This is a genomic window from Sphingopyxis sp. 10G20-10 (assembly GCF_057365075.1).
The window spans coordinates 1-26,961 of the sequence record NZ_CP195117.1; the positions used below are offsets into that span (position 1 = coordinate 1).

Annotated in this window: 23 protein-coding genes and 1 tRNA gene; 14 read left to right on the forward strand and 10 right to left on the reverse strand. The window is 63.4% G+C overall.

Annotated elements, in window-relative coordinates; all coding sequences use genetic code 11:
• The first annotated feature begins 10 nt into the window (after positions 1-10).
• Together ACR3XE_RS00005 and ACR3XE_RS00010 are read left to right on the forward strand one after the other, a co-directional pair.
• Positions 11-1,267, forward strand: a complete 1,257-nt coding sequence (locus tag ACR3XE_RS00005) for an acetyl-CoA C-acetyltransferase (protein WP_473699593.1) — start codon at positions 11-13, stop codon at positions 1,265-1,267.
• An 85-nt stretch (positions 1,268-1,352) separates the two neighbouring features.
• Positions 1,353-2,237 (forward strand): HpcH/HpaI aldolase/citrate lyase family protein, encoded by an 885-nt coding sequence (locus ACR3XE_RS00010; RefSeq protein ID WP_473699592.1) that lies wholly within the window; start codon positions 1,353-1,355, stop codon positions 2,235-2,237.
• Positions 2,238-2,398: 161 nt separating this feature from the next.
• Here ACR3XE_RS00010 and ACR3XE_RS00015 read toward each other — a convergent pair.
• A tRNA-Gln gene (locus ACR3XE_RS00015) sits at positions 2,399-2,473 on the reverse strand.
• Positions 2,474-2,557: 84 nt separating this feature from the next.
• Positions 2,558-3,643: a branched-chain amino acid aminotransferase gene (locus tag ACR3XE_RS00020; RefSeq protein WP_473699591.1), complete on the reverse strand. Its 1,086-nt coding sequence runs from the start codon at positions 3,641-3,643 to the stop codon at positions 2,558-2,560.
• An 82-nt stretch (positions 3,644-3,725) separates the two neighbouring features.
• Here ACR3XE_RS00020 and ACR3XE_RS00025 point away from each other — a divergent pair, with 82 nt between their 5' ends.
• A complete protein-coding gene (locus ACR3XE_RS00025; RefSeq protein WP_473699590.1) occupies positions 3,726-4,238 on the forward strand; it encodes a MarR family winged helix-turn-helix transcriptional regulator in 513 nt (170 codons plus the stop codon).
• Positions 4,239-4,254: 16 nt separating this feature from the next.
• On the opposite strand, the gene proC is transcribed toward ACR3XE_RS00025, so the two are convergent.
• Complete coding sequence (proC, locus tag ACR3XE_RS00030) at positions 4,255-5,097, reverse strand: pyrroline-5-carboxylate reductase (RefSeq protein WP_473699589.1); 843 nt, start codon at positions 5,095-5,097, stop codon at positions 4,255-4,257.
• A gap of 28 nt (positions 5,098-5,125) precedes the next feature.
• Positions 5,126-6,751 carry an alkaline phosphatase family protein gene (locus ACR3XE_RS00035; protein ID WP_473700281.1) on the reverse strand — a complete coding sequence of 542 codons (1,626 nt, stop codon included), beginning with the start codon at positions 6,749-6,751 and terminating at the stop codon, positions 5,126-5,128.
• A 141-nt stretch (positions 6,752-6,892) separates the two neighbouring features.
• Between ACR3XE_RS00035 and ACR3XE_RS00040 the strand changes: the two genes are divergently transcribed.
• The 11 genes from ACR3XE_RS00040 to ACR3XE_RS00090 all read left to right on the forward strand — a co-directional run bounded on the left by ACR3XE_RS00040 (position 6,893) and on the right by ACR3XE_RS00090 (position 17,842).
• Positions 6,893-8,959 (forward strand): protein-disulfide reductase DsbD family protein, encoded by a 2,067-nt coding sequence (locus tag ACR3XE_RS00040; protein ID WP_473699588.1) that lies wholly within the window; start codon positions 6,893-6,895, stop codon positions 8,957-8,959.
• Positions 8,959-9,699, forward strand: a complete 741-nt coding sequence (locus tag ACR3XE_RS00045) for a TlyA family RNA methyltransferase (RefSeq protein WP_473699587.1) — start codon at positions 8,959-8,961, stop codon at positions 9,697-9,699. The genes ACR3XE_RS00040 and ACR3XE_RS00045 overlap by 1 nt, the downstream gene beginning before the upstream one ends.
• A 63-nt stretch (positions 9,700-9,762) precedes the next feature.
• Positions 9,763-10,311, forward strand: a complete 549-nt coding sequence (locus ACR3XE_RS00050) for a TspO/MBR family protein (RefSeq protein ID WP_473699586.1) — start codon at positions 9,763-9,765, stop codon at positions 10,309-10,311.
• A 38-nt stretch (positions 10,312-10,349) separates the two neighbouring features.
• Positions 10,350-10,688: an accessory factor UbiK family protein gene (locus tag ACR3XE_RS00055; RefSeq protein WP_473699585.1), complete on the forward strand. Its 339-nt coding sequence runs from the start codon at positions 10,350-10,352 to the stop codon at positions 10,686-10,688.
• Positions 10,689-10,801: 113 nt separating this feature from the next.
• Positions 10,802-11,710, forward strand: a complete 909-nt coding sequence (locus ACR3XE_RS00060; RefSeq protein ID WP_473699584.1) for a haloalkane dehalogenase — start codon at positions 10,802-10,804, stop codon at positions 11,708-11,710.
• A 75-nt stretch (positions 11,711-11,785) separates the two neighbouring features.
• Positions 11,786-12,688 carry an SPFH domain-containing protein gene (locus ACR3XE_RS00065; protein ID WP_473699583.1) on the forward strand — a complete coding sequence of 301 codons (903 nt, stop codon included), beginning with the start codon at positions 11,786-11,788 and terminating at the stop codon, positions 12,686-12,688.
• A gap of 21 nt (positions 12,689-12,709) precedes the next feature.
• Positions 12,710-12,916 (forward strand): type II toxin-antitoxin system antitoxin, encoded by a 207-nt coding sequence (locus tag ACR3XE_RS00070; protein ID WP_473699582.1) that lies wholly within the window; start codon positions 12,710-12,712, stop codon positions 12,914-12,916.
• A gap of 96 nt (positions 12,917-13,012) precedes the next feature.
• A complete protein-coding gene (gene rpe / locus ACR3XE_RS00075; protein WP_473699581.1) occupies positions 13,013-13,699 on the forward strand; it encodes a ribulose-phosphate 3-epimerase in 687 nt (228 codons plus the stop codon).
• An 8-nt stretch (positions 13,700-13,707) separates the two neighbouring features.
• A complete protein-coding gene (locus ACR3XE_RS00080; protein ID WP_486186031.1) occupies positions 13,708-15,471 on the forward strand; it encodes a heparinase II/III family protein in 1,764 nt (587 codons plus the stop codon).
• Between the two features lie 101 nt (positions 15,472-15,572).
• The gene (gene purH, locus ACR3XE_RS00085; protein ID WP_473699580.1) at positions 15,573-17,165 is read left to right on the forward strand and encodes a bifunctional phosphoribosylaminoimidazolecarboxamide formyltransferase/IMP cyclohydrolase; all 1,593 of its coding nucleotides are present in this window, start codon (positions 15,573-15,575) and stop codon (positions 17,163-17,165) included.
• Between the two features lie 38 nt (positions 17,166-17,203).
• Positions 17,204-17,842: a YqaA family protein gene (locus tag ACR3XE_RS00090; RefSeq protein WP_473700280.1), complete on the forward strand. Its 639-nt coding sequence runs from the start codon at positions 17,204-17,206 to the stop codon at positions 17,840-17,842.
• A gap of 120 nt (positions 17,843-17,962) precedes the next feature.
• Here ACR3XE_RS00090 and trxA read toward each other — a convergent pair whose 3' ends face one another.
• Genes trxA through tsaE form a run of 6 tightly spaced genes read right to left on the reverse strand, consistent with a single transcriptional unit; the run spans position 17,963 to position 26,954 of the window.
• Positions 17,963-18,283, reverse strand: a complete 321-nt coding sequence (gene trxA / locus ACR3XE_RS00095; RefSeq protein ID WP_473699579.1) for a thioredoxin TrxA — start codon at positions 18,281-18,283, stop codon at positions 17,963-17,965.
• Between the two features lie 54 nt (positions 18,284-18,337).
• Positions 18,338-21,820: a double-strand break repair helicase AddA gene (gene addA, locus ACR3XE_RS00100; protein WP_473699578.1), complete on the reverse strand. Its 3,483-nt coding sequence runs from the start codon at positions 21,818-21,820 to the stop codon at positions 18,338-18,340.
• Positions 21,817-24,822: a double-strand break repair protein AddB gene (gene addB, locus ACR3XE_RS00105; protein WP_486185817.1), complete on the reverse strand. Its 3,006-nt coding sequence runs from the start codon at positions 24,820-24,822 to the stop codon at positions 21,817-21,819. Before addB ends, addA begins: the two co-directional genes overlap by 4 nt.
• A complete protein-coding gene (locus ACR3XE_RS00110) occupies positions 24,812-25,546 on the reverse strand; it encodes a nucleotidyltransferase family protein (protein WP_473699575.1) in 735 nt (244 codons plus the stop codon). The genes addB and ACR3XE_RS00110 overlap by 11 nt, the downstream gene beginning before the upstream one ends.
• The gene (locus ACR3XE_RS00115; RefSeq protein WP_473700279.1) at positions 25,543-26,520 is read right to left on the reverse strand and encodes an aminoglycoside phosphotransferase family protein; all 978 of its coding nucleotides are present in this window, start codon (positions 26,518-26,520) and stop codon (positions 25,543-25,545) included. Before ACR3XE_RS00115 ends, ACR3XE_RS00110 begins: the two co-directional genes overlap by 4 nt.
• A complete protein-coding gene (gene tsaE / locus ACR3XE_RS00120; RefSeq protein WP_473699574.1) occupies positions 26,520-26,954 on the reverse strand; it encodes a tRNA (adenosine(37)-N6)-threonylcarbamoyltransferase complex ATPase subunit type 1 TsaE in 435 nt (144 codons plus the stop codon). The genes ACR3XE_RS00115 and tsaE overlap by 1 nt, the downstream gene beginning before the upstream one ends.
• Between the last annotated feature and the right edge of the window lie 7 nt (positions 26,955-26,961).

Below are 26,961 nucleotides of genomic sequence, written 5' to 3' on the forward strand. Positions count from 1 at the left end.
GAACCCCATCATGACCGACGCTTATATCATCGACGCCGTCCGCACGCCGCGCGGGATTGGCAAGCCCGGCAAGGGCGCGCTGTCGCACCTTCATCCGCAGCATCTGGCCTCGACGGTGCTGAAGGCACTGAAGGACCGTAACAATCTGAACACGTCCGAAGTCGACGACATCATCTGGTCGACGTCAACGCAAGAAGGCAAGCAAGGCGGCGACCTCAGCCGCATGGCCGCGCTTGCGGCGGGCTATGACACCAAGGCGTCGGGAACGACGCTCGACCGCTTTTGTGGCGGCGGGATCAGCTCGGTCAACTTTGCCGCTGCGACGGTGATGAGCGGCATGGAAGATTGCGTCATCGCCGGCGGCACCGAAATGATGAGCTATACCTCTCAGCTAGCCGCCGAGCGCGCCAATGCGGGGCAGCCGCCGCGCATGATGGGGTCGGGCAATGCCGCGCTCGACGCAATCCATCCGCAATCGCATCAGGGCGTCTGCGGTGACGCCATTGCTGCAAGGGAAGGCATTGACCGCGAGGCGGTCGACGCCCTCGCCCTCGTCAGCCAGCAGCGCGCCGCCGTCGCCATCAAGGAAGGCCGCTTCGATAAATCCGTGGTGCCGGTCTATAATGAAGACGGCAGCATCGCGCTCGACCATGAAGAATTCCCGCGCCCGCAAACCACAGCCGAAGGACTGGCAGGCCTCAAAGCCAGCTTTGGCGCGATGAAGGATTTTGACCTTGGCGGCGGCGTCACCTTTGGCAAGCAGATCCAGCGCGCCTACCCCGGCCTTGAGTGGGAAGGCGTCCATCATGCAGGCAACAGCTCGGGCGTCGTCGATGGGGCCGCGGCGCTGCTCATCACGTCCAAGGAGTATGCCGACAAGGCGGGTCTCAAACCCCGCGCGCGGATTGTCGCCTATGCCAATGTCGGCGATTGCCCGACGCTAATGCTCAACGCGCCGGTCCCCGCTGCCAAGAAAGTGCTTGAGAAGGCGGGTCTGACCAAGGACGACATTGATCTGTGGGAAATCAATGAAGCCTTTGCCGTGGTCGCCGAGAAATTCATCCGCGACCTCGACCTGCCCCGCGACAAGGTCAACGTCAACGGCGGCGCGATGGCGCTCGGTCATCCGATCGGCGCCACCGGGTCGATTCTGATCGGGACCATACTCGACGAGCTCGAACGCACCAAGGGTCGCTATGGCCTTGTCACCATGTGCGCGGCCGGAGGTATGGCACCGGCCATCATCATCGAGCGGCTCGATAGCTAGAATCGCGACGCGGGGATAAGGGCGCAGTGCCAAAAGCTCACGCTGCGCCCTTGCCCTGACGCGCCAGAGCGCCTTACATCTCGCTATGCCTGATACCTCTCCCACCTATCGCCCGCGCAGATCCTGCCTTTATATGCCCGGTTCCAACAGCCGCGCACTGGAAAAGGCGCGCTCCCTTGCTGCCGATGTGCTCATTCTTGATCTGGAGGATGCGGTGCCACCCGACAGCAAGGCCATGGCACGCGACCAAGTGGCCGCTGCGGTTGCCGCCGACGGCTTTGGCGGACGTGAAGTGGTGGTGCGGATCAACGGACTCGATACGCCTTGGGGCAAGAATGACCTGACCGCCGCCGTCGCCGCATCACCCGACGCGATACTGGTGCCAAAGGTGATGACCGCCGCCGATATTTACGCCATCGATGCCGCCCTTGATGCCGCCGGCGCTTCGCGCGATTGCGCGCTGTGGGTGATGATCGAAATGCCGCTCGCGATCCTGAACATCGGGGCCATTGCGGCAAGTGCTGCCGACACCAGACTGGCCGCCTTTGTTATGGGCACCAACGATCTGGCCAAGGAAATGCGCGCCGAAACCACCCCTGACCGCGCGGCCTTTACGACCGCCCTCGCGCTCACACTGACCGCCGCCCGCGCGCACGGGCTAACCGCGCTCGACGGGGTCTATAATGACATTGGCGATGCCGACGGCCTTGCGGCCGAATGTCGGCAAGGGCGGATGATGGGGTTTGATGGCAAGACCCTGATCCACCCATCGCAACTGGAGACCTGCAACCGCACCTTCTCGCCTTCGGCCGAAGCCGTGACACAGGCGCAAGCGGTTATCGCCGCCTTCGCCGATCCTGCCAATGCCGGGGTCGGGGTGCTAAAGGTCAATGGCAAGATGACCGAGCTTCTCCACCTCGACGAAGCGCGCCGCCTCGTCGCAATTGCAGAGGCGATAGGGCAGGCTTGACATTCGGCCAATGTTCCCCTAATGTTCTTCTTGTGCACAGCAAACCTGTTCCCCCGTTGCAGCTGCCTATGGCGGCGGACGGGGGAAAAAGGCTTTAGCCGGTCAACGCGCCCATAGAACGCGCACCAATCCCCTTCAAATTCGGAAAACATCTTCACACCTGGCTGGGGCGGCAGGATTCGAACCTGCGCATGGCGGCATCAAAAGCCGCTGCCTTACCGCTTGGCTACGCCCCATCGGGCCGGTGCGAGCGCGCTCTATAACCTCTGCGCCATGATTGGCAAGGCAAGCGGAGCGGCTTTTGTGTCGCGGACGCAATCCTATAGGCGCGTTACCCAGCCGTAACGGTCATCGACGCGGCCACGCTGGATATCGACCAGCTGTTTCTTGAGCCTCTCTGTCACCTGTCCCGGCCCACCGGCACCGATGGTAAAGCTGGTGTCGCCGCGCGTCACCTTGCCCACCGAAGTCACTACTGCTGCCGTTCCGCACGCAAAACTTTCGGTCAGCTTGCCGCTGGTCGCATCGGCCTGCCACTGGTCGATGGCATAGCGCTCCTCGCGCACCGTCAATCCGGCGTCGCGGGCCAGCGTCATAATTGTGTCGCGGGTAATGCCCGGTAGAATCGTGCCGCCAAGCGGCGGCGTTACCAGACTGCCGTCGTCGAACACAAAGAACATGTTCATGCCCCCCAGTTCCTCGATCCAGCGATGTTCGACCGCATCGAGGAACACCACCTGATCATGCCCCATGGCAATGGCTTCGCGCTGGGCGATCAGGCTGGAGGCATAGTTGCCGCCGCATTTGGCCGCCCCCGTCCCGCCTGCGGCGGCGCGGGTATAATCTTCGGACACCCAAAGCGAGATCGCCGGGGCGCCTGATTTGAAATAATTTCCGACCGGAGAGGCGATGACGAGGAATTGATATTCGGCGGCCGGTTTAACGCCCAGAAACACTTCGCTGGCGAACATGAAGGGCCGCAGATAAAGCGCCCCGCCCTCTACCGGCGGAAACCATTTGGCATCGACGCGCACCATTTCGCGCACCGCGTCGATGAACATATCCTGCGGCAGTTCGGCCATCGCCATGCGCTGCGCGCTCTCCTGAAAGCGCGCGGCGTTGGCCTCAACACGGAACAGCGCCATCGACCCGTCATCGAGTCGATACGCCTTCAACCCCTCGAATATCTCTTGCGCATAGTGGAGCACGGCGGTCGCCGGATCGAGCGACAGCGGCCCACGCGGCATCACCTTGGCATCGTGCCAGCCCTTGCCCTCGACATAGCGGATGCTGACCATATGGTCAGTGAAGACGCGTCCAAAGACGGGGTCGGCGATCAGCGCGGCGCGATCAGCGTCGGACTGGGGAGCCGGATGCGGTTCATGGGCAAAGTTGGTTTCGGGCATGAAAGGGCCTTGGGACAATGAAAAGCGGTGTGAAGTTTGGGCCTCTTGCCAAAGCATGACCGTCAGCGCAACGTAGCTGGCCATGGCCGACGATAATTTTCCCTCACAAGTCTCCGCTGCCTCTGCGCTTTTCTTGCGTGCTGACGAAGTGCGGCGCGGCATCGAATATCTGTTCTTTTCCCATGCGGCCTTGTGGCGCAGTATCGATGCGCAATTGGCGGAACAGGACATTGGCCGCGCACATTACCGCGCGCTTTATTTCATCGCGCGTCAGCCGGGGATCACCATATCGGACATGCTGGCGCTTCTGGGCATCACCAAGCAATCGCTGGGCCGCGTGATCAAGGAATTGGAGGCGCGCGACATGATCGCCACCCGCCCCGGAAACCGCGACCGCCGCCAAAAGGAATTGCGCCTGACCGAGGCGGGGCGTGCACTCGAATCGTCGATCTTTACGCTGCTTCGTGATGCGATGAGCCAAGCCTATTCGCAGGCCGGACAACAGGCGGTGACAGGATTCTGGCAGGTCAGCGATGCGCTGATCCCGCCGCGTGAACGCAGCCGGGTCGCACGATTGGGTCAGCAGCCCGACTAATTGGGCGCGGGACCTGTCAGCCCTCGCCGTCGCTCCGCGCAATATCGGAAAGTTCCCGCCCGCGATCACGCGCAGCGCGCAGGACATTGGTCATCAGTGCGACCAGTTCGCCCGCGCTGTCGAGAACATCCAGTCCCGCCTGTGTCGTGCCGCCCTTGCTCGCAACCTGCGCCGCCAGCGCCGCTGGTGTCTGCCCACTATCAGCAAGCAGAGCCGTTGCGCCGCCAAAGGTGGCATTGGCAAATTTCAAAGCATCATCAGCAGACAGGCCCAGCCGCTCACCGGCGGCCGCATAGGATTCGATCAATCGGAATACAAAGGCGGGGCCGCTGCCGGTAAAGGCCGTGACCAGATCCATATTGCTGTCATCGGGGAGCCGGATCATCACACCCAGCGCACCCATCATGGCGTCGACGGTTTGATCATCCGCGCTGTCGCTGCCGAGCGATGCAACGGCGGTCACGCCCTGACCAATGCTCGCGGGCATGTTGGGGATGATGCGAACCTGCGACTTCGCGGTAGGGAAACGGGCCGCCAGATCGGCAAGCGATACGCCGGCCAGAATCGACAACAGGCGCGTTTCGCCGTTCAACACGGGGGCCAGCGTCTTGGCCACGCTGCCCAATTGCTGCGGCTTCATTCCCACCATGATCCAGTCGGCGGTGCCATTTGCGGCCTGCCATTCGTCAAGACTGGCATGTTGGGTGATGCCGTCGCGCGGCTTTGCAATGGGATCGACAATCGTAACCTGCGCCGGTTTAAGTCCGGCCGCCAGCCATTGCGTCAGCATGGCACCCGCCATGTTGCCACAACCAACCAGCAAAAGCTGGCCAGGAAAATCCCGTAATATAGTCGCCATTGTTCCTGATTCCGTTTTTGTGTTGCCCCTATCGGCAACTGCTCGCTGCTCCCGAGAGCAGGTCGAGGCAATGGCCATCGATATGGCTCGCGTCAACCGGCAAGCCGATCAAACCGGCCAGAGTGGGCAGAATATCGACTGTCATCACCGGATTCGGCTGTTCAAAACCCGTCATTCCCTTGCGCCAGAACAGGATCGGGACGCGGCGGTCATAGTCCCATACCGACCCGTGGGTGGCGACATAGCCCCGGCTGGTATCGGGAATCGGCGTCACGCGCGGTTTGAGGACGACGAGCAAGTCCCCCGACCGTTTGGCATTATAGGATGCACGCACGCGGTCTTCGATGCTCCATTGTTCGGGGGAGAGGGTCGAAAGGGGGTGCGCCGCCAGTTCCTCAGCCGTGAACACCGCCTCGACTTGCGGCTTTGCGCGTATCTCTGCCAGCAATTCGGTCATTGCGGCCTTACGCTGCACCGGCGTCAGCGTCTTGGATAAATAGACGTCACCAAAGCTGCCGCCATAAAGCAAGGGTTGCGGCAGCCCGAGTTTTTCGGCCACGGCCTTGCCGATCACATCGGGCGACAGCGACGGATCAACCCGCTGGGCGTCGGCAATCGCATTTTGCCGGTTACGCTCGGGCAGATCATGGCCGCCATGGTCGGCGGTCAGCATCACCGCATAATCGATGCCGGTCGCGTCGAGCCGGGCGAAGAAATCGCCGAGTTCCTGGTCGAGCGACATAAGTTGCAGGCACATTTCGCTGCCTTCGGTCCCATAAGTATGACCGACATAATCGGTTGCCGAAAGCCCGAGGATGAGCAGATCGGTGGTGTCACCCTCGCCCATCTTGCGCGCCTGACGCAGCGCCGCGCCCGCAGCCAGCACCGCCCCGTCAGCTTCTGGTGATGCCATGAAGCCGCGAAAATTACCGCCCTCGCGCGCCAACCGGCCGGTGCCGACGGTGGCGCCATTATCAATCGGAATCGCAATATCATGCGACTTGCAGTCGGCGGGCAGTTCCATCGCCGGACGTCCCGCCGCAATCGCGGCGGCAATCGCACCGCCCGCTTGCGCTGCGGTGGGCGACAAGGTCGTGCCGCGATAGCTGGTGAGTCCCGCTGGCACGAGCCAGACCAGTTCATCGGCATGATGACCACCCATCATAATCGCGGCGCGGTCCTTGCCTGCAACAGACACAACCTGCGTCGCCGGATTGCGCGCTTTCATCAAATCGCCGAGCGTCGGGACGAGCAAATGCTTGGCCGATGCGGCATATTTGCCGCTGCTGGACGATGTGCCGGGGACGGTTTCATCTTCGGCGCAATAGACGCGCTTGTCCTCGCGGCTGATGCCAAGGTCATAATAGTCATTGGCGACAATGCCGGTGTGCGCCGGATGGTTTCCGGTCAGGATCGTCGAATGGCCGGGGCAGGTTTCGGTCGCGCCATGCGATTGATACCCCGACGGGAACACAACGCCAGAGGCCAGCCGCGCCAGTCCACCGGTGAAATGGCTGCGATATTCGGCGAACAGATCGGCCGAAAATTGATCGACCGAAATCGCGATAATCAGCTTGGGCGGGGGTGTCTGGGCTGTCACATTTCGGGCTTCGGAGCTCGAATCCTGAGCAGACACCGCACCCGCAGCCGTCAGGCAAAGGGCACCAACAAGCGCCGTCGAAAGATGTTTCAGTGACAAAGCTGACCTCCATGAAAGGAATAGACTATGGGCTGTCCTGTCGGCGAAAGCCGCCTATATGGCAAGCGCAGAGCGACAATGGACAAGGGAATAGGCGTGGCATTGTTACCGTTTCATGGCTGGCTGAAACGCATGGCGCTCATGCTGGCCTTGATCGCCGCCTGTGCGTCTGCCCTGCCCGCGGCGGCGCAACAGCCCACCCATGTCCGTGCTCAATTGCTGGCCGAAAGCAGCGCGCCCGCACCCGGCGGGTCGACCAGCCTCGCGCTGTCGATGATGCCCGACAAGGGCTGGCATGGCTATTGGATCAATGGCGGCGATGCCGGATTCGGGCTGACCGTCGAGTGGAACCTGCCCGACGGCGTGACGCTGTCGCCCTTTCGCTATCCTGTGCCGCAGACGCTGGTGATTTCGGGGCTGATGAACCATGTCTATGAGCATCCCTATGCGCTGCTCGCCGACCTGCATGTCGATAAGTCCGTCACGCCCGGCACCGACCTGACGCTGTCCGGCGTCGCCAATTGGTTGGCCTGCACCGACGAAGTCTGCGTCCCCGAACAAGCGGTGATTGCGGTCAAGTTGAAAGCCGGCGACGGGAAAATTTCGGAGCCGTCGCGCGCGCAATTCGACGGCTGGCGCGCGCATCTGCCGCAGCCGCTTGACCGCGCGGGACATTGGGAGCGGCAGGGCGACCGGCTACGCTTCGCCATCCCCCTGCCCGCCAGCACCACACTCAACGCGCCGCACCTGTTCCTGAAAACGCAAAATGTCATCGCCTATGCCGCCGCGCAAAGCTTCAGCCGTCGGGGCGATAGGATCATCATCGAAAGCCGGAGCGATGGGGATGCGGCAGGCCCGATTGACGGACTGCTCAAACTCGACGACGGGCGCGGACTGGAAGTCCGGTTTGAACCCGGAACGGTCCCGCAAGCCGGCAAACCGATCGCCGCCGCGCCCGCGGCGTCCATCGACGCCAGCCTGTTCTGGACCGCGCTGGCGGGTGCCATATTGGGCGGCCTCATCCTCAACCTGATGCCCTGCGTCTTTCCGATATTAAGCCTGAAAGCGCTCAGCCTTGCGCGAGCGGGCGGACAGCCCCGCGAAGCCAAAGTCGAGGCCGTTGCCTATATGGCAGGTGCCGTGCTGGTCGCGCTCGCGCTGGGTGGTGTGCTGCTGGCTTTGCGCGCGGCAGGCGAACAGATTGGCTGGGCCTTCCAGTTGCAGCATCCGGTGAGCGTTTTCATCCTGCTCGCGCTCGCCATTGCGATCACGCTCAACCTGCTCGGTGTTTATGAGCTGCGCGGCTTTGGTGGCGGACAGGCGCTGGCGGGCAAAGGCGGAGCGGCAGGCGGATTCTGGACCGGCGCGCTCGCCGCTTTTGTCGCGACACCATGCAGCGGACCGCTACTTGGCGCGGCGCTGGGCGCAACGCTGGCGCTGCCAGCCTGGGCAGCCTTACCGATATTCGGCGGGCTGGGACTAGGCCTCGCCCTCCCCTTCCTCGCCATTGGATTCATCCCCGCGCTGCGCAACCGGATGCCCAAGCCGGGACCATGGATGACGCGCTTTCGCAGATGGATGGCGGTGCCGATGGGGCTGACCGCGCTAGCCTTGGTCTGGCTGTTGTGGCGGCAAGCGGGCGGACAGGGATTTGCCAGCGGCCTATTGGCGCTCCTGAGCCTGTCGGTGATCGGCTGGTCAGCCGGGAGACCACAACGGCGGTCGCGGTCCGCCCTTCCGCTCCTGCCAATCGTGGTGGCTGTTTGCGCCGCGCTGGCGATTCCGCTCGCCAACATAAAGCCGCCCGCCGTCGGAGCAGAGTCGGCGGGCCAAACCTATTCAACCGCGTCACTGACTGCGGCCCGCGCCACCGGCAAGCCCGTCTTCGTCTATTTCACCGCCGACTGGTGCCTGTCATGCAAGGCCAATGAAGCCGGGGCCATCGAACGCGCGGCCACGCAAAAGGCCTTTGACGCGGCGGGCGTGACGACTTTGGTCGGCGACTGGACCAACGGCGATCCCGCCATCACCCGCACACTTGCCGAGCATGGCCGCAACAGCGTGCCGCTATATCTTTGGTATGCACCGGGCGCTGTCGAGCCTGAGATTTTGCCGCAGATCCTGACGCCCAGCCTGCTCGCCGCCAAGGCGGCGGGGCGCTAATGGCCAAACAACGCGCAGACCAGTTGCTCGTCGATCGCGGGTTGGTTGAAAGCCGGACACGCGCGCAGGCGCTGATCCTCGCGGGGCTGGCTTTTATTGGCGACCGCAAGATCGACAAGGCGGGACAACAACTGCCCGACGACGCCGAAATCAGCCTGAAGGGCCGTGACCATCCGTGGGTGTCGCGCGGCGGGGTCAAACTCGACCATGCGCTGGCGCATCTGGGCTGGGACGCGGACGGGGCGGTCGCCATTGATGTGGGGTCGTCAACGGGAGGCTTCACCGACGTCCTGCTCCATCGCGGCGCGGTGCGCGTTTATGCTGTTGATTCGGGGACCAACCAACTGGCGTGGAAATTGCGGCAGGATGACCGCGTCATCGTCCATGAACAAACCAGCGCGCGCATTTTGACGCCGACGCATATTCCCGAACCCGTCGACCTGATCGTCTGTGACGCCAGTTTTATCGGGTTGGCGAAAGTGTTGCCGGTGCCGATGGGTTTTGCCCGCGCCGGTGCGCGGCTGGTCGCGCTGATCAAGCCGCAATTCGAGGCGGAGCGCCACGAAGTCGGCAAAAAGGGCGTCGTCCGCGATGCGGCGGTCCATGATCGGGTGTGCGGTGAGGTTCGCGATTGGCTGGAGGATAGCGGCTGGGACGTCATCGATCTGGTCCAAAGCCCGATTACGGGACCAGAGGGTAATGTCGAATTTTTGATTGCCGCAGAACGCCGCGCGACTTGACGCCTTGCCCGCCAGCCGCAACACCCGTCGCCAGAAGATTCGACCAGCGGGGACATTAGACGCATGACCGAGATTGCTACAGCAGGCCAGCTACGCATGTCCTATATGCGCTGGGCGATGCTGACCGTACCGGCCATCGTGCTGATCGGCAGCCTGTCGGGCCTGATGTCGAACAGCGGCTATAATAATCGCTGGTTTGCCGCCCTTGACCTGCCCGCCATCACGCCGCCCGGTTGGGTCTTTGCAGTCGTCTGGACGCTGCTTTATGTCGGCCTTGGCGTTGCCTTGGCGATGGTGCTCAATGCGCGCGGGGCCAAGGGGCGCGGAACAGCTCTGACACTGTTCCTGACCCAGATGATCGCCAACTTCGTCTGGTCGCCGCTATTTTTCGGCCAGCATCAGGTGACGACGGCGCTCTATTTGATCATTTTCATCTTGCTGATGACCATTGCCACGGCCTTTGCCTTTGCCCCGATCCGCAAGGCCGCAGCGTGGTTGCTCGTCCCCTATATGGTCTGGCTGAGCTTTGCGGCGATACTGAATTTTCAGATTGATGCGCGCAATCCCGATGCCGAAACCCTTGTCCCGGTCGCCGCCAGCACCCAAATATAGGTCAGGCAAGGGGACCCGATCCCGAAAAGGAATGAGTGATGCAGAGCGAAAACCGCTTTTTTGATGATCTGGCCAAGATGGTGAACGGTATAGCCGGCACCGTCGCTGGTGCCGAGCGCGAGGCCAAGGCGGCCATGCGAGAGCGCGCCAAGGAATTTGTCGGTCGCATGGATTTTGTCAGCCGCGAAGAATTTGACGCGGTGAAGCAAATGGCCGCCAAGGCGCGCGCCGAAGCCGATGCCTTAAAGGTGCGGCTCGACAAGCTGGAAGGCGTGACCAAGCCCGCTGCCAAGGCGGCGGCGAAACCGGCGGCCAAACCCACAGCACGCAAGCCAGCAGCGCGCAAAGCTCCAGTCCGCAAACCCAAGGCCAGTTAGGCTCCAACCTGTCCAGTTCGGCTATGTTGGCCATTCGGTGCCTATGCGCGCCTTGACGCTGTCGGGCGCAAATGACACGCTTTGCGCCCCCCACAACCGGACAGGACAAACCCATGACCATCAAAGCGCTGCGCACACCCGATGATCGCTTTGCCGCGATCCCCGACTTTGATTATCCGGTGCATTATGCCGAGGATTTTCCGGGCTATGACGGGTTGCGGTTGGCGTGGGTCGATGCGGGGCCAAAGGATGCGCCGCACACCTTTCTATGCCTCCACGGCGAACCGAGCTGGTCCTTTCTCTATCGCCGGATGATCCCGCCCTTCCTCGCCAGCGGCGCGCGCGTGATTGCACCCGACCTTTACGGTTTTGGCCGCAGCGACAAGCCCGCTGAGCAGAGCGATTACAGCTTTACCTTTCACCGCAACGCCCTGCTGGCGCTCGTCGAGCGGCTGGATCTTCGCAACATCACGCTGGTTGTGCAGGATTGGGGTGGGCTGCTGGGCCTGACCCTGCCGGTCGATGCCGGTTTCAAACCACGGCTCGAACGACTGATTGTGATGAACACGGGGCTGGGTGTGGGGACGCCCCCCGGTGATGGCTTCATCGCATGGAAAAATTACGCCATGTCGACCCCCGACCTTCCCATCGGGTCGCTGATTGCGCGCGGCACCCCACATCTGACCGACGCCGAAATCGCCGCCTATGACGCGCCCTTTCCGTCACCGGACTATAAAGCGGGCGCGCAAATCTTTCCCGCGCTCGTTCCCGTCTCGCCCGATATGGACGGCGTAACCGAAAGCCGTGCCGCCGCCCAATTCTGGTCAACCGAGTGGAAGGGCAAAAGCTTTATGGCGGTCGGCGCCGCCGATCCGGTGCTTGGCCCCGCTGTGATGGACAAATTGCGCGGCGTCATTCGCGGCTGTCCCGAACCGCTGATCATCCCCGACGGTGGCCATTTCGTTCAGGAATGGGGCGAAGAGATTGCCAAGGCCGCGCTGGCGCATTTCGACGGCGGCTGACCACCGCATCCGAATCTCCTTGACTGCCGACCGATTTGATATAAATATGATATCATAATTATATCGGAGAGCATTATGAGTGATTCGTCTATCAACCCCAATTTGAACCCGACGCGCGAAGTCCGCGCAGCGACCGCCAGCGGTTATGCGATGCTGCTCGTCTGGCTGATCCTGCTGGCCGTCAGCATCCTGTGCGGCGTCGCGCTTGCCAATGATGCGGGCGGGCCAATGATATTGGCGCTGCTGATTCTGTGTGCGGTTCTCGGCACGCTTGTCCTAGGCGGCTTTTACCTCATCAACCCCAATGAAGCGGCGGCCATTCAACTCTTCGGCAGCTATAAAGGCACCGACCGCAACGCCGGGCTGCGCTGGGTTCTGCCTTGGCTGACCCGCAAGAAAATCGCTGTGCGGTCCAACAATGTCATTTCGGACAAGATCAAGGTCAATGATCTGCGCGGCAACCCCATCGAGATGGCGGCGCAGGTGGTGTGGCGCGTCACCGACACCGCGCAGGCCCTGTTCGATGTCGATGATTATAAAGAGTTCGTCATGGCGCAGATCGAAGCCGCCGTGCGCTCGATCGGCTCGCGCTATCCCTATGACGACATTGAGCATCAGGAAATCACGCTACGCGGCAACCATGACGAGGTCGGGGTGGAACTTCGCGCCGCGCTGATCGAACGGTTGAAAGTCGCCGGGATTACGGTCGACGAATGCGGGCTGACCCACCTCGCCTATGCACAGGAAATCGCGCAGGCCATGCTGCGCCGCCAACAGGCCGAAGCGGTCATCGCCGCGCGACGCAAACTGGTCGAAGGCGCGGTCGGCATGGTCGAACTGGCGCTGGAGCAGTTGAGCGCCAAGGGCGTCGTCCATCTGGATGATGAACGCCGCGCCGCGATGGTATCGAACCTGATGGTCGTGCTGTGCAGCGAACATGACACCCAACCGGTGGTCAACGCCGGGTCGCTTTATTGACCTGTGCCACGGCCAGAAACCATGTCGCCTCCTGTCAAAAAAGCCTTTGCCCTCCGTGTCGATCCGGCCCTTTATGCCGCGATCGAACGGGCGGCAGCGGCTGACCTACGCAGCGCCAATGCCCAGATCGAGGTGTTGCTGCGCGAGGCGCTGGCGCGGCGCGGGATCAGTGTCAAACCGCCCGCTGCTGCTGCCAAACGCGGTCGGCCACCGAAGCAGGATAGCTAGGGTCAGAACCCAATCACCAGTTTATTTGTGCAAACCACCCCTAGCCCTCTCTCTATCGCTTGCCCCACAAGGGGTTGATGGTTAATGGCAAAGGGCATGACCGCCGTCACTCCATCGTCACAATCCGCCCCTGTTCGCATCGCACCGTCGATTCTGAGCGCCGATTTCGCACGATTGGGCGAAGAAGTACGCGCCATTGAATCAGCGGGCGCCGATTGGGTGCATATTGACGTGATGGACGGCCATTTCGTCCCCAATCTGACCATCGGCCCCGGCGTGGTCAAAGCCCTGCGCCCGCACAGCAAATTGCCCTTTGATGTCCATTTGATGATTTCACCCGTCGACGGGTTTCTGGATGCCTTTGCCGAAGCCGGTGCCGACATCATCACCGTTCACCCCGAAGCGGGGCCGCACACGCACCGCAGTATCCAGCACATCAAATCACTGGGCAAGCAAGCCGGCGTGTCGCTCAACCCCGCGACGCCGGCCAAGATGCTCGACTATCTGATCGACGATATTGATCTGGTGTTGGTGATGAGCGTCAATCCCGGGTTCGGCGGTCAAAGCTTTATCACCAGCCAGCTTCGCAAGATCGAGGCGGTGCGCAAGATGATCGACAAATCGGGCCGCGATATCAGGCTGGAAGTTGACGGCGGCGTCGACGCCGTCACAGCCCCGCAAGCCATTGCCGCGGGGGCCGATGTGCTGGTCGCCGGAACCGCAACCTTCAAGGGCGGACCCGATGCCTATGCCAATAATATCCGACGGTTACGCGGGGCCTGAGCGTGGACATGGGACCGGCCGCCTCGTCTTCTGCCGAACCGCCGCTGGATCTTGCGGAACCCGTCGATGACAGCATCGAGCCCGGCAAGCGCCTGATCCGCCTGCCCACCGACAAGGGGCTGTCGCTGGGCGACCGGATTGCCAATCATTTCACGCGGCTGACCTGGCGTACACCCCTCCACAGCTTTCGCCTGAAGGGTCGTTTCCCGCTCAAGCTGCTCGGCGTTCCCGAAGACCCCGTGCCCGGCGATTTGCGCGCTGGAATCGCGATCCGCGCCGGTCATTTCCTCCATCGCGGTCTGAAACTGCCGCTCGCCGACCTCGACTTTGCCGCGCTCTCGGTGCCGCCACCCTTTACCGATTATTTGCACAGCTTTGCCTGGCTGCGTGATTTATCGACCACGGGCACACGCGCCGATGGGGCGCCGATCGCCGAAATGGTGGTGCGCAAATGGATGGCCGCGCATGGCGAGACGGTCAGCGAACCGGCTTGGCGTGCCGATAACACCGCCTGGCGAATCCTGTTCTGGGCCGCCCACGCCCCCCTCATCCTGTCGTCGAGTGATCTTGTTTATCGCTCCGCCGTCCTCAACCATGTCGCCCGTGCCGCGCGCCATCTTGATCGTGTGGCCGACAAGACCCGCCCCGGCATCGGGCAACTGGTCGCCTGGGTCGGCATTGTCGCGGCGTCGCTGTTGATGCCCGGCGGCGAACCGCGACAGATTTTTGGTGAAGCTGGCCTACGCAAAGTGCTGGAGACCAGCTTTTATGCCGATGGCGGCAATATCTCGCGCTCGCCGCAGGCGCAGCTCGACGCGATCATGGCGCTCTCCATGCTCGTTCGTGTCTTTGACATGCGCAAGATGGAGGTGCCGCCCTATCTGAAAGAAGTGCTCGCCCGCGCCGTCCCCGCGCTGCTGGGCCTGACCCATAGCGATGGCGGCATGGCGAGCTGGCAGGGCAGCGGAGCGACCAGCGCGGCACAGGTGCAAGCCATTGTTGCGGCCAGCGCGGTGCGCACCCGCCCGCTCAAACAGGCGCGCGACTGGGGCTATCAGCGGCTTGTCGCAAACAAGGTCGTGTTACTGGCCGACGGCGCGCCACCGCCAATCGCCCGCGTCACCGAGGCGGGTTGCGCTTCGACGCTGGCGATCGAGCTGTCTGACGGCGACAATCGCATTATCGTCAATTGCGGCGGCGCGGCGCTGACCGGAGCGACCATCCCCGCCGAACTGGCGCGCGGCCTGCGGACCACCGCCGCCCATTCAACGCTGGTGCTGGGCGATACCAATTCGACAGCCATCCTGCCCAATGGGTCGCTGGGCAAGGGCGTCACCGAGGTCGAACTCGACCGCCACGAAACGCCGCAAGGCAGCCGGTTGGAGATGAGCCACGACGGCTATGCCCGCCGCCATGGGTTAATCCACCGCCGCCTTGTCATTCTGTCGCCCAATGGCCGCGAGTTGCGGGGGGAGGATTTACTGCTCCCCGCTCCGCGCAGCCGCCGCAAGGGCGAGACCAAATTTACGCTGCGCTTTCATCTGGGACGCGCGATTTCGGCGAGCCTGACCGCCGACAAGCTTGGCGCGCTGCTCCGTATCGACGGCGGACCATTGTGGCAGTTTCGCACTTCGGAGGGTAATCTGGAGATTGAGGAGAGCCTGTGGGTCGATGGCGATGGTCGTCCCCACCCGACCGAACAACTCGTCGTGAGCGGCGCCTCCCCGGCGGGCGGCGCAAGCATCGGCTGGATTTTCAAACATATCGGATGACTGGCACCATCGCCGCCACCAAATTCCCCACCCCACTTGCCCTTGGCACGCCCTGCCCCTAGGGGAAGCCGACCTTTCCATTGCATCCACAGGTTTCCCCAATGACCGACCTCGTTCCCGTCCGCCGCGCGCTTTTGTCTGTCAGTGACAAGGCGGGTCTTGCCGAACTCGCCGCCGCGTTGACGCGCCATGGCATCGAACTGGTTTCGACCGGCGGCACCGCCAAGGCCTTGCGCGAGGCCGGACATGAGGTCCGCGACGTCGCCGATTTGACCGGCTTTCCCGAAATGATGGATGGCCGGGTCAAGACGCTGCACCCCACCGTTCATGGCGGTATATTGGCGGTGCGCGATGACGCGGCTCATGTTGCGGCAATGGATGAACATGACATGGGCGGCATCGACCTTGTCGTCGTCAATCTTTACCCCTTTTTACAGACGGTGACGAGCGGCGCCGACCGCGACACCATCATCGAAAATATCGACATTGGCGGTCCCGCCATGGTGCGGTCGGCGGCGAAAAATCATGGCTTTGTCGGCATCATTACCGAACCCGAAGATTATACGGCGGTGATTGCGGAACTCGACGCCCATGACGGCGCAACCACATTGGCGTTACGCAAGCGGCTGGCCGCCACCGCCTTTGCCCACACCGCAACCTATGACGGCATGATCGCGCAATGGTTTGCCTTTGCCGACCAGGGCAAGATGTTCCCCGACACGCTGCCGATCACCACCAAGCTGGCGAACGAGCTGCGCTATGGTGAAAATCCGCATCAAAAGGCCGCGCTTTATTTGCCCGTCGGCCCGACGGTGCGCGGGATCGCGCAGGCGCAGCAGGTGCAGGGCAAGGAACTCAGCTATAACAATATCAACGACGCCGATGCCGCATTGGAACTGGTCGCCGAATTCCGCGAAGCTGGCCCGACCTGCGTCATCGTCAAGCACGCCAACCCGTGCGGCGTGGCCAGCGGTGCGACGATTGCCGACGCTTATGACGCGGCGTTGAAATGCGACGATGTGTCGGCCTTTGGCGGCATCATCGCGGTCAACCGCGCGCTCGACGGCGCGACAGCCGAAGCGATCAGCGGTATTTTCACCGAGGTTGTGGTCGCCCCCGACGCAGATGCCGACGCCCGCGCTGTGTTTTCCAAGAAGAAGAATCTCCGCCTGCTGTTGACCGGGGAGCTGCCCGATCCGACGCGCGGCGGGCTGGCGATGAAAAGCATCGCCGGTGGTTGGCTGGCGCAAGCCCGCGACAATGGCCGGATCACGCGCGGCGACCTGAAAATCGTCACCGCCCGCGCGCCCACCGAGGAGGAACTGACCGACGCCCTGTTCGCCTGGACCATCGCCAAACATGTAAAATCCAACGCCATCGTCTATGCCAAGGGTGGGTCAACCGCCGGTATTGGCGCAGGCCAGATGAACCGCCGCGACAGCGCGCGCATCGCCGCGGTCAAGGCGCGCGAGGCGGCGGAAAGTCACGGCTGGTCCGAACCGCGCACCGTCGGCAGTGCGGTCGCCAGCGATGCCTTTTTCCCCTTCGCCGATGGCCTGCTCGCCGCCGTAGAGGCAGGCGCAACCTGCGTGATCCAGCCCGGCGGATCGATCCGCGATGACGAAGTGATTGCCGCCGCCGATGAGGCCGGGCTCGCGATGCTGTTCACCGGTATGCGTCATTTCCGGCACTGATTGCGATGAGCGTCATCATTCCCGGCAAGAAGCCCTCGATGCTCCACCGTCTGTACGAATGGATGATGGCCAAGTCGCAGCACGCGCACGCCGAATATTGGCTCGCGGCCTTTGCCTTTATGGAGGCCAGCTTCTTCCCGGTTCCGCCGCATCCTTTTCTGGGCGTAATGTGCCTCGCCAATCCGAAAAAGGCCGTGCGCTATGCCATTATCTGTACCATCGCATCGGTGCTCGGCGGGCTGCTCGGCTATGCCATCGGCTATTATCTGTATGAAAGCCTTGGCACGTCCATTTTGTCGGCGCTGGGGCTGACCGACAGCTTTCCCAAAGCCGCCTGTTATCTGCGCGATTTTGGCGCCGAGATCATCCTGGTGAAGGGCGCGACGCCCATCCCGTTCAAACTGATCACCATCACCGCAGGCTTCATTCAGATGAACCTGTTCACCTTTATCTGGGCGAGCATCGCCAGCCGCGGCTTTTCATTCCTTGTGGTGGGGATTTTGTTCCGCCTGTTCGGCGCGCCGATCAAGGCGTTCATCGACAAATATCTGCCGTGGGTCGCGGGCGGTTTTATCGTGCTGGTGGTTGGCGGATTTATCATCGCCAGCGCGCTGTCGGGTGGCGGCGATAGCAAAACGGACAAATGCGCAACCGCGACGATGGAAACGATGGTTTAGAGCAGATGCGCTCGTCATTGCGAGCGTAGCGAAGCAATCCAGAGCGGTTTACGCACGCGCTGGATTGCCGCGTCGCCTTCGGCTCCTCGCAATGACGATTCAAAATATCCGCATCATCCGTTACAGTGCGTTTTCGAGCCAGCCCTTGAGAGCGCTCTTGGGGGCGGCGCCGACCTTGGTGTCGGCGATTTCGCCATTTTTGAACAGGATCATCGTTGGAATACCGCGCACACCATATTTGGCGGGAGCATCGGGATGGTCGTCGATGTTGAGCTTGGCAATCACGACCTTTTCACCCAGTTCGTCGGAAATTTCCTCGAGCGAGGGGCCGATCATCTTGCACGGCCCGCACCATTCGGCCCAAAAGTCGACAAGCACAGGGGTGTCGCTGTCGATCACATCGGCTTGGAAGCTGGCGTCGGTAATGGCCTTGGTACCCATATTCGGTCTCCTGAAAATCACTTAATATCAAGCTAGGGAGTTGCAGGCTCCGGCTCAAGGGGCTGCGGACAAATTCGCCTTGGTCGCATCCAAGCCGGGCTTGTGCGGTTCCAGATCGGCGGCGCTGAGCGCAATCAAGCGCGGCGCGGCGGTATAGAGCAGGGCCGCATGGACTTTGCGCCCCGGCAAAATCACCATGAGCGCGGCGCGATAGGCCGCCATTTGGCGCAAATAGGCGGGTGCCACCTCTGCTGCGCTGGCGGGGATATGGCGGCCGGTTTTATAATCAATCACCGTCACTTCATCCTCTGTGACCAGCAAGCGGTCGACGATTCCGGCGACCACCACACCATCGACCACTGCCGACAGGGGAACTTCGGCGCGACTGTCGGGGCCGAAAAGCGCGGCATGGGCCGGGTCTTCGATCACCGTCAGCACTTCGCCAACCATCGCGGCGCGGGTTGCGGCGTCGAGGTCGGGCGCCTGCGCCTCGATCCAGCGTTCTGCCGCCGCTCGTCGCCGCTCGGGTGCGACAGGGGGCAGACGTTCGAACAGCGCATGGAGCAACAAACCGCGCGCCACCGCTGCCCCGCGATTGCCGCCCTGCGGCGGCGTGGCGACATCATCCTCGCCGAGCGACGAGGGAGCCAGCGGGCGCGGCGGGCGCGCCTCTTCGGGGGCGGGTTGCGATGCCCAAGCGGGAATCGCGACCGGCCGCACCGCCGCCTTCGCATTTTTATCCGTGGGGCGCGTCCATTTTTTTCCGTTGGTCGCATGAATGCGCTTTTGTCCCCAGCGCGGCCCTGCATCCTGCCAGTCGCAGCCCATACCCGTCATCACCGTGTCGATGGCGCTGTGCCAGCAATTTTCGGGCAAAGTGAGATCTGTGGTCTTGGTGATGCCGGTGACGACCAGCAACTCCTCGGCGCGGGTCATCGCGACATAGAGCAGCCGCCAATGTTCCTGCAGGTCCGCCTCTGCCTTGTCGTCATGCGCCTTGGCGATCCGGCCTTGTCGTTCGTCTTTGCCCAGCGGGAATATGGGCAAACTGTCCCAGCCCTCCAGCGGCAGGTCAAAGCTCATCCGGCTCTGGCCCGGATCGTCGGTCGCGTCGGCGAGGATGACGATGGGGGCCTGCAGCCCCTTGGACCCATGCACCGTCATCACCCGCACCACGTCGCTGCGCGCGTCATTCTGACGCTTGATGTCGGCGGTGCTCGCCGTGATGTATGACAGAAAGCCCAGCAATGAGGGCACTTCTTGGCGCTCGAATGCCAGCGCCTGGCTCAGCAATTCATCAATCGGGTCGCGCGTCTCTGTGCCCAGCCGTTGATACAGTTTCCGCCGCCCGTCCATCGGGCCCGACAATATGGTTTCGATAAAGCGATAGGGAGTGGTGAAATCGGCCATGCCGAGCAGGCTGCGCAGCGCCGCCATGCCCTCCCGCGGCACCTCTTCTTCGCGCGCCCTCAGCCGTTCCCACAAGGCACTGCGGCCGCGCCCATGCGCAAAGCGGAACAAATCATCCTGCGACCAGCCGATGAGCGGCGACACCAGCAAGGCCGCAAGGTTGAGATCGTCGAGCGGCTGGACCGCAAAGCGCATCGCGGACAGCAGATCCTGCACCGCAAGCGGCTGGGTCAGCGCAAAGCGGTCAACCCCGGCGACCGGAACTTGCAGCGATTGCAACCGCGCCACAATCCGCGCCGCCAAGTCGCGGCGGCGGCGGACGAGGATCAAGATATCGCCGGGCGCGACGCTGCGCCCGTCCATACCGTTGGCGATCCAATGCTGAACCTCGTCGGCAATCGCGCGCGACAGCCGCAGACTTGCGGGGTCATTCGCGGCGGCGAGGGTGTCGTTGCCGCCCGCACCAAACCCCTCTTCGCCCTCTTCCTCGGCCTCCTCATCCGCAGCGGCATCAAGCGCCCTGCCGACGGGCAGCGGCTGCCACAGCTCAACGCGGCCCGGATGGTCATATTTATGCGAGATATGCGGCGGCTCGTCGCCGATCAGCCCCATGATCTTGTCGCCGCCCGCCTCTATCCACGCATCGACCACATCGAGCACGGCAGGGCTGGACCGGTAATTGGTGACAAGGTCGACGGCCTCGAAGGGCTTTTCCCCTGCCTCGGCCTTTTCACCAAAACGGATGCGCGCGGCCTCGAACGCGGCGGGTTCGGTTCCCTGAAAGCCGAAAATCGCCTGTTTGCGATCACCGACGGTGAACATCGTCCGGCTGCGGTCTTCCTTGGCACCCAGGCCGCTGAAAAATTCCTCGGCGAGCGCCGCGACGATGGCCCATTGGCGGGTGTTGGTATCCTGCGCCTCGTCGACCAAAATATGGTCGGTGCGCTGGTCAAGTTTGAAGCGCACCCAGTCGCCAAAGTCGCTGATCCGCAACAGATTTCCGGCGATGCTGATCATGTCGTCAAAATCGGCGAGGCCGCGTTCGCGCTTGGCGATGGCATAGCGTTCGGCAAAGCGGCTGCCCAAATCCCACGCCATCGCCAGATCATCGGCGACCTGCATTGCTGTGGCGGTGGCCATCAGTTGATCCATCGTTGCGACAAGCCGCTCCACAGCCGGAAGGCAATCGTGCATCTTGGCGGTTTCTTTGGCGATATCGGCGCGAATATTGCCGTCGCCCGTGACCATGCATGACCGCAGACCAGCCAGCATCTGGCCGCGCAAATCAGCGTCAGCCTCTAACCACGCCGTCATCGTCTCGGCGCGTGCGTTCCCGGTTTTGGTGCCCCAATTCTGACCACTCGTCCGCACCATCAATATATCGGCGTCGGCCAAAACCCCGCGCGCCAGTTCCCCCGCCAGCCAGGGCGCGGGATCACCATCGGGCAGGTCGAGCGCGGCGCGCAGATCATGCGGACGCGGCGGCACCAATCGTTGCAACAGCGCAGCAAAGGCGCTGGCGCAGCGCGACAGGAAGGTCTGCGCGCCGTCCTGCCCCAGCCGCAACGAAAGCATCGCCGCTGCGGCGCGCATCGCATCACCCTCTGCCCCGCCCTCGGCCAGCAGCGCGCCAAGGGTTTCACGCTGCAACAATCCCGCCTCGCTATCGTCAAGCGCGCGGAAGCCGGGGAGAATTTTCGCCTCGAGCGGGAAGCTGGCGAGCAGGGTCTGGCAAAAGCTGTGAATCGTCTGGACCCGCACCGCGCCACCCGAGCTATCGATGACGGTGGCGAACAAGGATCGCGCGCGGTCGAGAATCGCGGGCTGTCCGACGTCAGCGCCCAGCGCATTGAGATCGGCGCGCAAGTCAAAGTCATCGGCGCGCACCCACAGCGCCAGCCGTTCATGGATGCGGTGCGCCATTTCGGCGGCTCCCGCCTTGGTAAAGGTGATGCACAAAATCGCCTCTGGCGACACACCGTCGAGCATCAGCCGCAGCACGCGCGCCGACAATACCTGCGTCTTGCCTGTCCCCGCCGAGGCGTTGAGCCAGACATGGTCGGCGGGCTGCGCCGCCGCGCATTGTCCTTCGTCGAGTGGTTTGAGCAGCAGAGCGGGGTCGATCATGCCGTCCCCCCATCGCTGTCATCGCGGCCGCGCCCGAACCATTCGTCGCGGCGCATCAGCTGGTCATAATCGGTATAGCGTTTCCCCATATCGCCGGGGGCAAAGGCTTCGTCACCGAGCAGAAAGCGGACGGTCAATTCGGCCAGCGCCTCGCGGGCACGCGCCACCGCCTGTTCCGCCGTTTTCAAGTTGCGCCTGCTGCTATGCGTCGGCGTAATATTTCCCTGCGTGGCTTTGCGCCGGTCGGATTTGAGGCTCCAATATTCAAGCGTTGTCACCTGCGCCTTGTCCAGCCCCTCCAGCGCGCCCGCCTCTGCCATCAGGCCCAGCAAACCAAGCTGATTGTCCAGCCCGTCGGCGGCAGCCTTTCCCGATGGAGCCGCCCCGCTTTTATAATCGACGATCGCAAGCGATCCATCGGCAAGCTGATCCACGCGGTCGGCCTTGCCGTGTAATTTGATACCATCAACGAGCATCTCGCCGCGCACCTCTTGCGCCACCGGCCAGCGTTCTTCGCGCGCCTGCCACACCTGCTCGGCGGCCCAACGCAGCGACGGTTCGATGCGCGGCAACCAGAACGCCCGCGCCAGCGAATCGAGCGCCGGATCATCGCGTAGCGCCGCCAGTTGCTTTTCCAACCCGTCCTCGGTCAGACCGTCGCATTGCCAGTCCTCCAGCAATTTGTGGATACGGGTCCCGAACCATTTGGCGTCGGGGCCACTGCTCAACGGGTCGAGCTCGCTCAGCCGCAGGATTTTGGACGCGAAGAAAGCGTAAGGATCCTTGGCGAGCTGATCGACGCCGGTCACGCTGATCCGGTCAGGCCGCGCCTCGGCGTGGGGAGAGGGAGCGGGCTTGCCAGCGGGCCTGATCTCCCCTTCGGGCGCGTCCAGATTCGCCGCCAACGCCGTTACCGGCTGACCATCAAGCATCGCCACCGGCAGGTCGCCCGCGAGCGCGGTCAGGCGCAGCCAGAATCGCGATGCCACCGCCGGATCGCCGCCGCTGCGGTTGGCGCGGGTGACGATGATATCGCGTCCGGCCAGTGCGCTGGCAAAATCATGCGCCGCCATTCCCTGTTGCCGTTCGGGCGCGGCGAGACCCAGGAGGCGGCGGATACCGGGAGCGAGCCAAGGATCGGGGCTTTGGTCCTGCGGCCAGCGTCCTTCGTTGAGCCCGCCGAGGATCATCAGGTCGGCGCGTTGCAACCGCGCCTCGAGCAGACCCCAGATGAACAGGCGCGGATGCCCGCCATAGGGCGGCCGCACGCTTTCGCCCGACAAGAGATCGGCCAGCATCGCGGGAAATTCATCGGGGGCGACCAGCGCCGGACCCGCATCATGCGCGAGCGCCCAGCGGTCGAACAGGTCAGCCAGTGCGCGACCTGCCGCTCCCGCCCATGCAGCCTCTCCCGTCAGCCAGCCGAGTGCCGCCTGAAGCGCCGAAAGCAGGGTAGCAGGCGGCACAGGCGCGCCAGCGGTGAAGGGCGCAAGCAACGTGCCCAATTGCTGCGCGACCCCCGCCCACCAATCGGCGATCTGCACCGCTTCGCCATGCCGGTGCGCCTTTGGGTCCCCGGCGCGCGCGGCAATTCGGCCCGTGATACCATCCCAGCCCGGAGTCAGCCCGGGACCACGCAGAACCAGATCGAGCCGCCGCACCTGATCGACCCAGATGCGCCGATCCTCCCCCTTGCGCACCAACGGGTGGCTGAGCAGGGCGATGAGGCGCACCGGATCAAATTTGGCGGCCAGTTCCGCAAGCGCCAGAAGCAGCGCACCGGGCGGCATCTGGCCCAAGGGCTGACCGGCGCTGTCGTCGACGCCAATGTCCCATCGCGCCAGCGCCGCCGCGACCCGCGCCGCGAGTGCGCGGTCGGGGGTGACCAGCGCCGCCGTCCGTCCCGGCTGTTCCAATGCGGCGCGCATCATCAGCGCAATCCCTTGCGCCTCTTGCCCGTCATCGGCGAAAGACGCTGCGCTAATCCCGCCAACTCCCGTTGCAACATCGCCTTCCTGTTGCCAACGTGCGGTAAATTTGGCGGGGGCAAAGAGCAGCGAGAGAAAGGCGTCGCGCGGCGCGGGGCCGTCAAAGGGCGAAGCGCCGTCCCAGTCCTGCACTTCCCCGCGCGCGACGCCGATGCGGTCGAGCAGGAGTTTCAGATGATATTGCGGGTGGGTTTCGAGTGGGCGGACCTGCGGCAGGTCGGGATCGGGGCGCGTCGGCCCCAGCGCCTCCCATTCTTCATCCGCCATGCCGAGATCAAGCCCGGGCAGCACGACCATGCCGCGCGGGGCATCGGCGACAGTGCGGAGCAGGCGCGCAATCGCGGGCGCCGCGGTCGTGATGCCCGCGGCAACCAGAAAATGGTCGGGCGGTGCAGCACGCCATCCCGACGCCACTCGGTCGAGCAGGCGATTGCGCCGGTCGGACAGGTCGATACGCCCCGCCTCGACAAGCAGGGCGGGCCAATGGTCGACGAGCAAGCGCAGCCGCTGGAGCGAGGCCTGCCAATGGATCGCATATGGGCCAAGGTCGAGGTCGATCAGCGCATCGGGTGGGACATCTTCATAATGGAGTTGATCGATGACGCGGCCCAACCCCTCGGCGAGCTGAAACGCCGCAGCGCCGGTGATCGGCGGTTCGTCAGCGGGGGGATAACGCTCGATCAACTCCGCAAGCATCAGCCGCCGCCGCAAAGGATCAATCGCGGGCGGGATGGGGGTTGCATCGTCGATCGGATCGAGCGCCAGCGCAACGCTTTCATCCAGATCGGCATCGCCAATGACCGCGAGGCGCGGCATCAACAGGCCATCGCCCCCGGCGCGGACAAAAGCAGCCTGCACCGCGCTGCGCGCGCGATTGCTGGGGAGCAGGATGACGCCATCGGCCAACCCCAATGCTCCGTCGTGAAAACGCGCGATCAGGCCAGCGACGAGCGCATCGGCAAAGGCCCGGTGAACCGGGATCGAATAGAGCGTCGGTCTGCCCTCAGTCGACATTCAAAGCCGCTTCGGTCGGCGCGATGCTCGCCGGCGTACCGACATCGAACCACTGCCCCTGATGCGCCAGACCATAAAGCCGCCCCGCCGCAATCGCCCGATCCCACAATATGTTGGTCGAAAAAGCGCCCTCGGGAGCGCCGTCGAGTAAGCGCGGCGAGATGAGTTGAACCCCCGTGAACACAAAAGGCGCCACCCGACCGGGTTTACGGCGGGACAACAAGCCATTTGAATCCATATGGAAGTCACCGCGCCCGCGATGCCCCTTGGCGCTCGCCTGACGGATGACCAGCAACAAGGCGTCCATCCTGTCACCGTCCCAGTGGCGCGCCAGTTGATGGATGCTGTTTTGCGGTCCGTCGGTCCAGATATTGTCGCTGTTGACGATCAGGATCGGGTCGCCGCGCAACTGCGCCATCGCCTTGACCATCCCGCCACCGGTTTCGAGCAATTGCGCGCGCTCGTCCGAAATCGCGATGCTGAACGGCCGGTTTTGTGCAGCGAGGTGCGCCTCCAGCGCGTCGGCGAGGTAATGGACGTTGACGACGACATGGCCGATGCCAGCGGCGGCAAGGCGGTCGAGGCTATGGTCGATCAGCGGTTTGCCCGCGACGCGAACCAAGGGCTTGGGGCGCGATGCGGTCAGCGGTCGCATACGCTTGCCAAGGCCAGCCGCCATGACCATCGCGCTTTCGATGCGGGCCGGTTCCTTACCCGCACTCATGCCCATGCTGCCGCGCGATTCGCTGTGGGGATATTGGCATCGAACCACGCCGCGAGCGGGGCAAGCGCCGGATGCACAAGGTCGCGTTCGAGCAGCCCCCACATGCGCGGCTGAAACTGGCGATACCCCGGTTTGCCGTCGCGCTTCCACAGCCGGACGAACACGCCCAAAATGCGGGTGTTACGCTGCGCCGCGAGCGCCCAATAGGCCGTTTCAAAAGCCGGGGAAGCATCGGTGGCCGCGACATAGCGCGCTAGCATCGCGGCCTCGACCGCCGGACTGACGTCGCGCCGCGCATCTTCGAGCACCGAGGCCAAATCATAGGCTGGGTGGCCAATCAGCGCGTCCTGAAAATCGAGCAGCCCATAATGGGCGAGCCCCGCTTTGCCGGGAACCAGCATGATATTCTCGGCGTGAAAATCGCGCAGTACCGTAACGCGTGGCAGGCCGTCGGCCTCGACCGGCGCCAACACCTGTTGCCATGCGTCGCGAAACGCATCGCTGTCGATCTCGACGCCGAGCGCAGGACAATACCAGTCAGCGAACAGCATCACCTCGTCCAGCCATTGGTCGAGGCCGTGGGTCGGCAGTCCCGCCATGGAGGGCTGGCCGTGAAGATGGACGAGCAGGTCTGTTACGCCCGCATAATAATCAGCCTCTGCCTTGGGATTGGCGTCGAGCGTTTCGCGTAGTCGCGTATCGCCAAAATCCTCGATCAACAGCATCCCCTGCTCCAGATCTCGGGCCAGAATGGCGGGGGCGGTGAGGCCGCGACCGCACAGCCATTCGGCAATCGCCACGAACGGGCGCGGATCTTCGTGTGGGGGCGGCGCGTCCATCAACACCGCGCGCCGATCCCCGGCGATGACGCGGAAGTAACGGCGAAAAGAGGCATCGCCCGCCAGCGGCAGAATCTGTGCATCGCCCCAGCCATGGGCGGCGAGAAAAGCCGGAGCATGGGCGGGCGGAATCATCAAAGCGGCCATCGCCCTTCCCAAGCGTGCGGCACACGGGCTGTCAAGACGCGCCCGTCGCCTTCGCCCATAATGTTGAGCGCCAGTGCGTCGGCCCAGCCCTGATCACCCAGCCTTTCGGGCCATTCGATCAGCAACGCGCCATCATATATATAATCGTCGAGGCCGAGTTCGGTGAGCTCTGACACATGCTCGATCCGATAAAGGTCGACATGAGCGATCGGCAGATCAACCTCTGGCGGTGCATAGGGTTGGACGATCGCAAAGGTCGGGCTGGGCGCCTCGCCCGCCAGACCCCGCGCCTTGAGCATCGCGCGCGCCAGCGTCGTTTTGCCCGCGCCCAGATCCCCCGCCAGCGTCACAACATCGCCGGGTTTCAGCGCCGCGCCTATCGCGCCGCCAATCCGCGCGACCGCCGCGAGGTCATAAGACATGGGTTCG

Bases quoted from the DNA above. Each gene is read 5' to 3' on its own strand.
- ACR3XE_RS00005 (WP_473699593.1), top strand. From the start codon at position 11: ATGACCGACGCTTATATCATCGACGCCGTCCGCACGCCGCGCGGGATT.
- ACR3XE_RS00010 (WP_473699592.1), top strand. From the start codon at position 1,353: ATGCCTGATACCTCTCCCACCTATCGCCCGCGCAGATCCTGCCTTTAT.
- ACR3XE_RS00020 (WP_473699591.1), bottom strand. From the start codon at position 3,643: ATGCCCGAAACCAACTTTGCCCATGAACCGCATCCGGCTCCCCAGTCC.
- ACR3XE_RS00025 (WP_473699590.1), top strand. From the start codon at position 3,726: ATGGCCGACGATAATTTTCCCTCACAAGTCTCCGCTGCCTCTGCGCTT.
- proC (WP_473699589.1), bottom strand. From the start codon at position 5,097: ATGGCGACTATATTACGGGATTTTCCTGGCCAGCTTTTGCTGGTTGGT.
- ACR3XE_RS00045 (WP_473699587.1), top strand. From the start codon at position 8,959: ATGGCCAAACAACGCGCAGACCAGTTGCTCGTCGATCGCGGGTTGGTT.
- ACR3XE_RS00050 (WP_473699586.1), top strand. From the start codon at position 9,763: ATGACCGAGATTGCTACAGCAGGCCAGCTACGCATGTCCTATATGCGC.
- ACR3XE_RS00055 (WP_473699585.1), top strand. From the start codon at position 10,350: ATGCAGAGCGAAAACCGCTTTTTTGATGATCTGGCCAAGATGGTGAAC.
- ACR3XE_RS00060 (WP_473699584.1), top strand. From the start codon at position 10,802: ATGACCATCAAAGCGCTGCGCACACCCGATGATCGCTTTGCCGCGATC.
- ACR3XE_RS00065 (WP_473699583.1), top strand. From the start codon at position 11,786: ATGAGTGATTCGTCTATCAACCCCAATTTGAACCCGACGCGCGAAGTC.
- ACR3XE_RS00070 (WP_473699582.1), top strand. From the start codon at position 12,710: ATGTCGCCTCCTGTCAAAAAAGCCTTTGCCCTCCGTGTCGATCCGGCC.
- rpe (WP_473699581.1), top strand. From the start codon at position 13,013: ATGACCGCCGTCACTCCATCGTCACAATCCGCCCCTGTTCGCATCGCA.
- ACR3XE_RS00080 (WP_486186031.1), top strand. From the start codon at position 13,708: ATGGGACCGGCCGCCTCGTCTTCTGCCGAACCGCCGCTGGATCTTGCG.
- purH (WP_473699580.1), top strand. From the start codon at position 15,573: ATGACCGACCTCGTTCCCGTCCGCCGCGCGCTTTTGTCTGTCAGTGAC.
- ACR3XE_RS00090 (WP_473700280.1), top strand. From the start codon at position 17,204: ATGCTCCACCGTCTGTACGAATGGATGATGGCCAAGTCGCAGCACGCG.
- trxA (WP_473699579.1), bottom strand. From the start codon at position 18,283: ATGGGTACCAAGGCCATTACCGACGCCAGCTTCCAAGCCGATGTGATC.
- addA (WP_473699578.1), bottom strand. From the start codon at position 21,820: ATGATCGACCCCGCTCTGCTGCTCAAACCACTCGACGAAGGACAATGC.
- addB (WP_486185817.1), bottom strand. From the start codon at position 24,822: ATGTCGACTGAGGGCAGACCGACGCTCTATTCGATCCCGGTTCACCGG.
- ACR3XE_RS00110 (WP_473699575.1), bottom strand. From the start codon at position 25,546: ATGAGTGCGGGTAAGGAACCGGCCCGCATCGAAAGCGCGATGGTCATG.
- ACR3XE_RS00115 (WP_473700279.1), bottom strand. From the start codon at position 26,520: ATGATTCCGCCCGCCCATGCTCCGGCTTTTCTCGCCGCCCATGGCTGG.
- tsaE (WP_473699574.1), bottom strand. From the start codon at position 26,954: ATGTCTTATGACCTCGCGGCGGTCGCGCGGATTGGCGGCGCGATAGGC.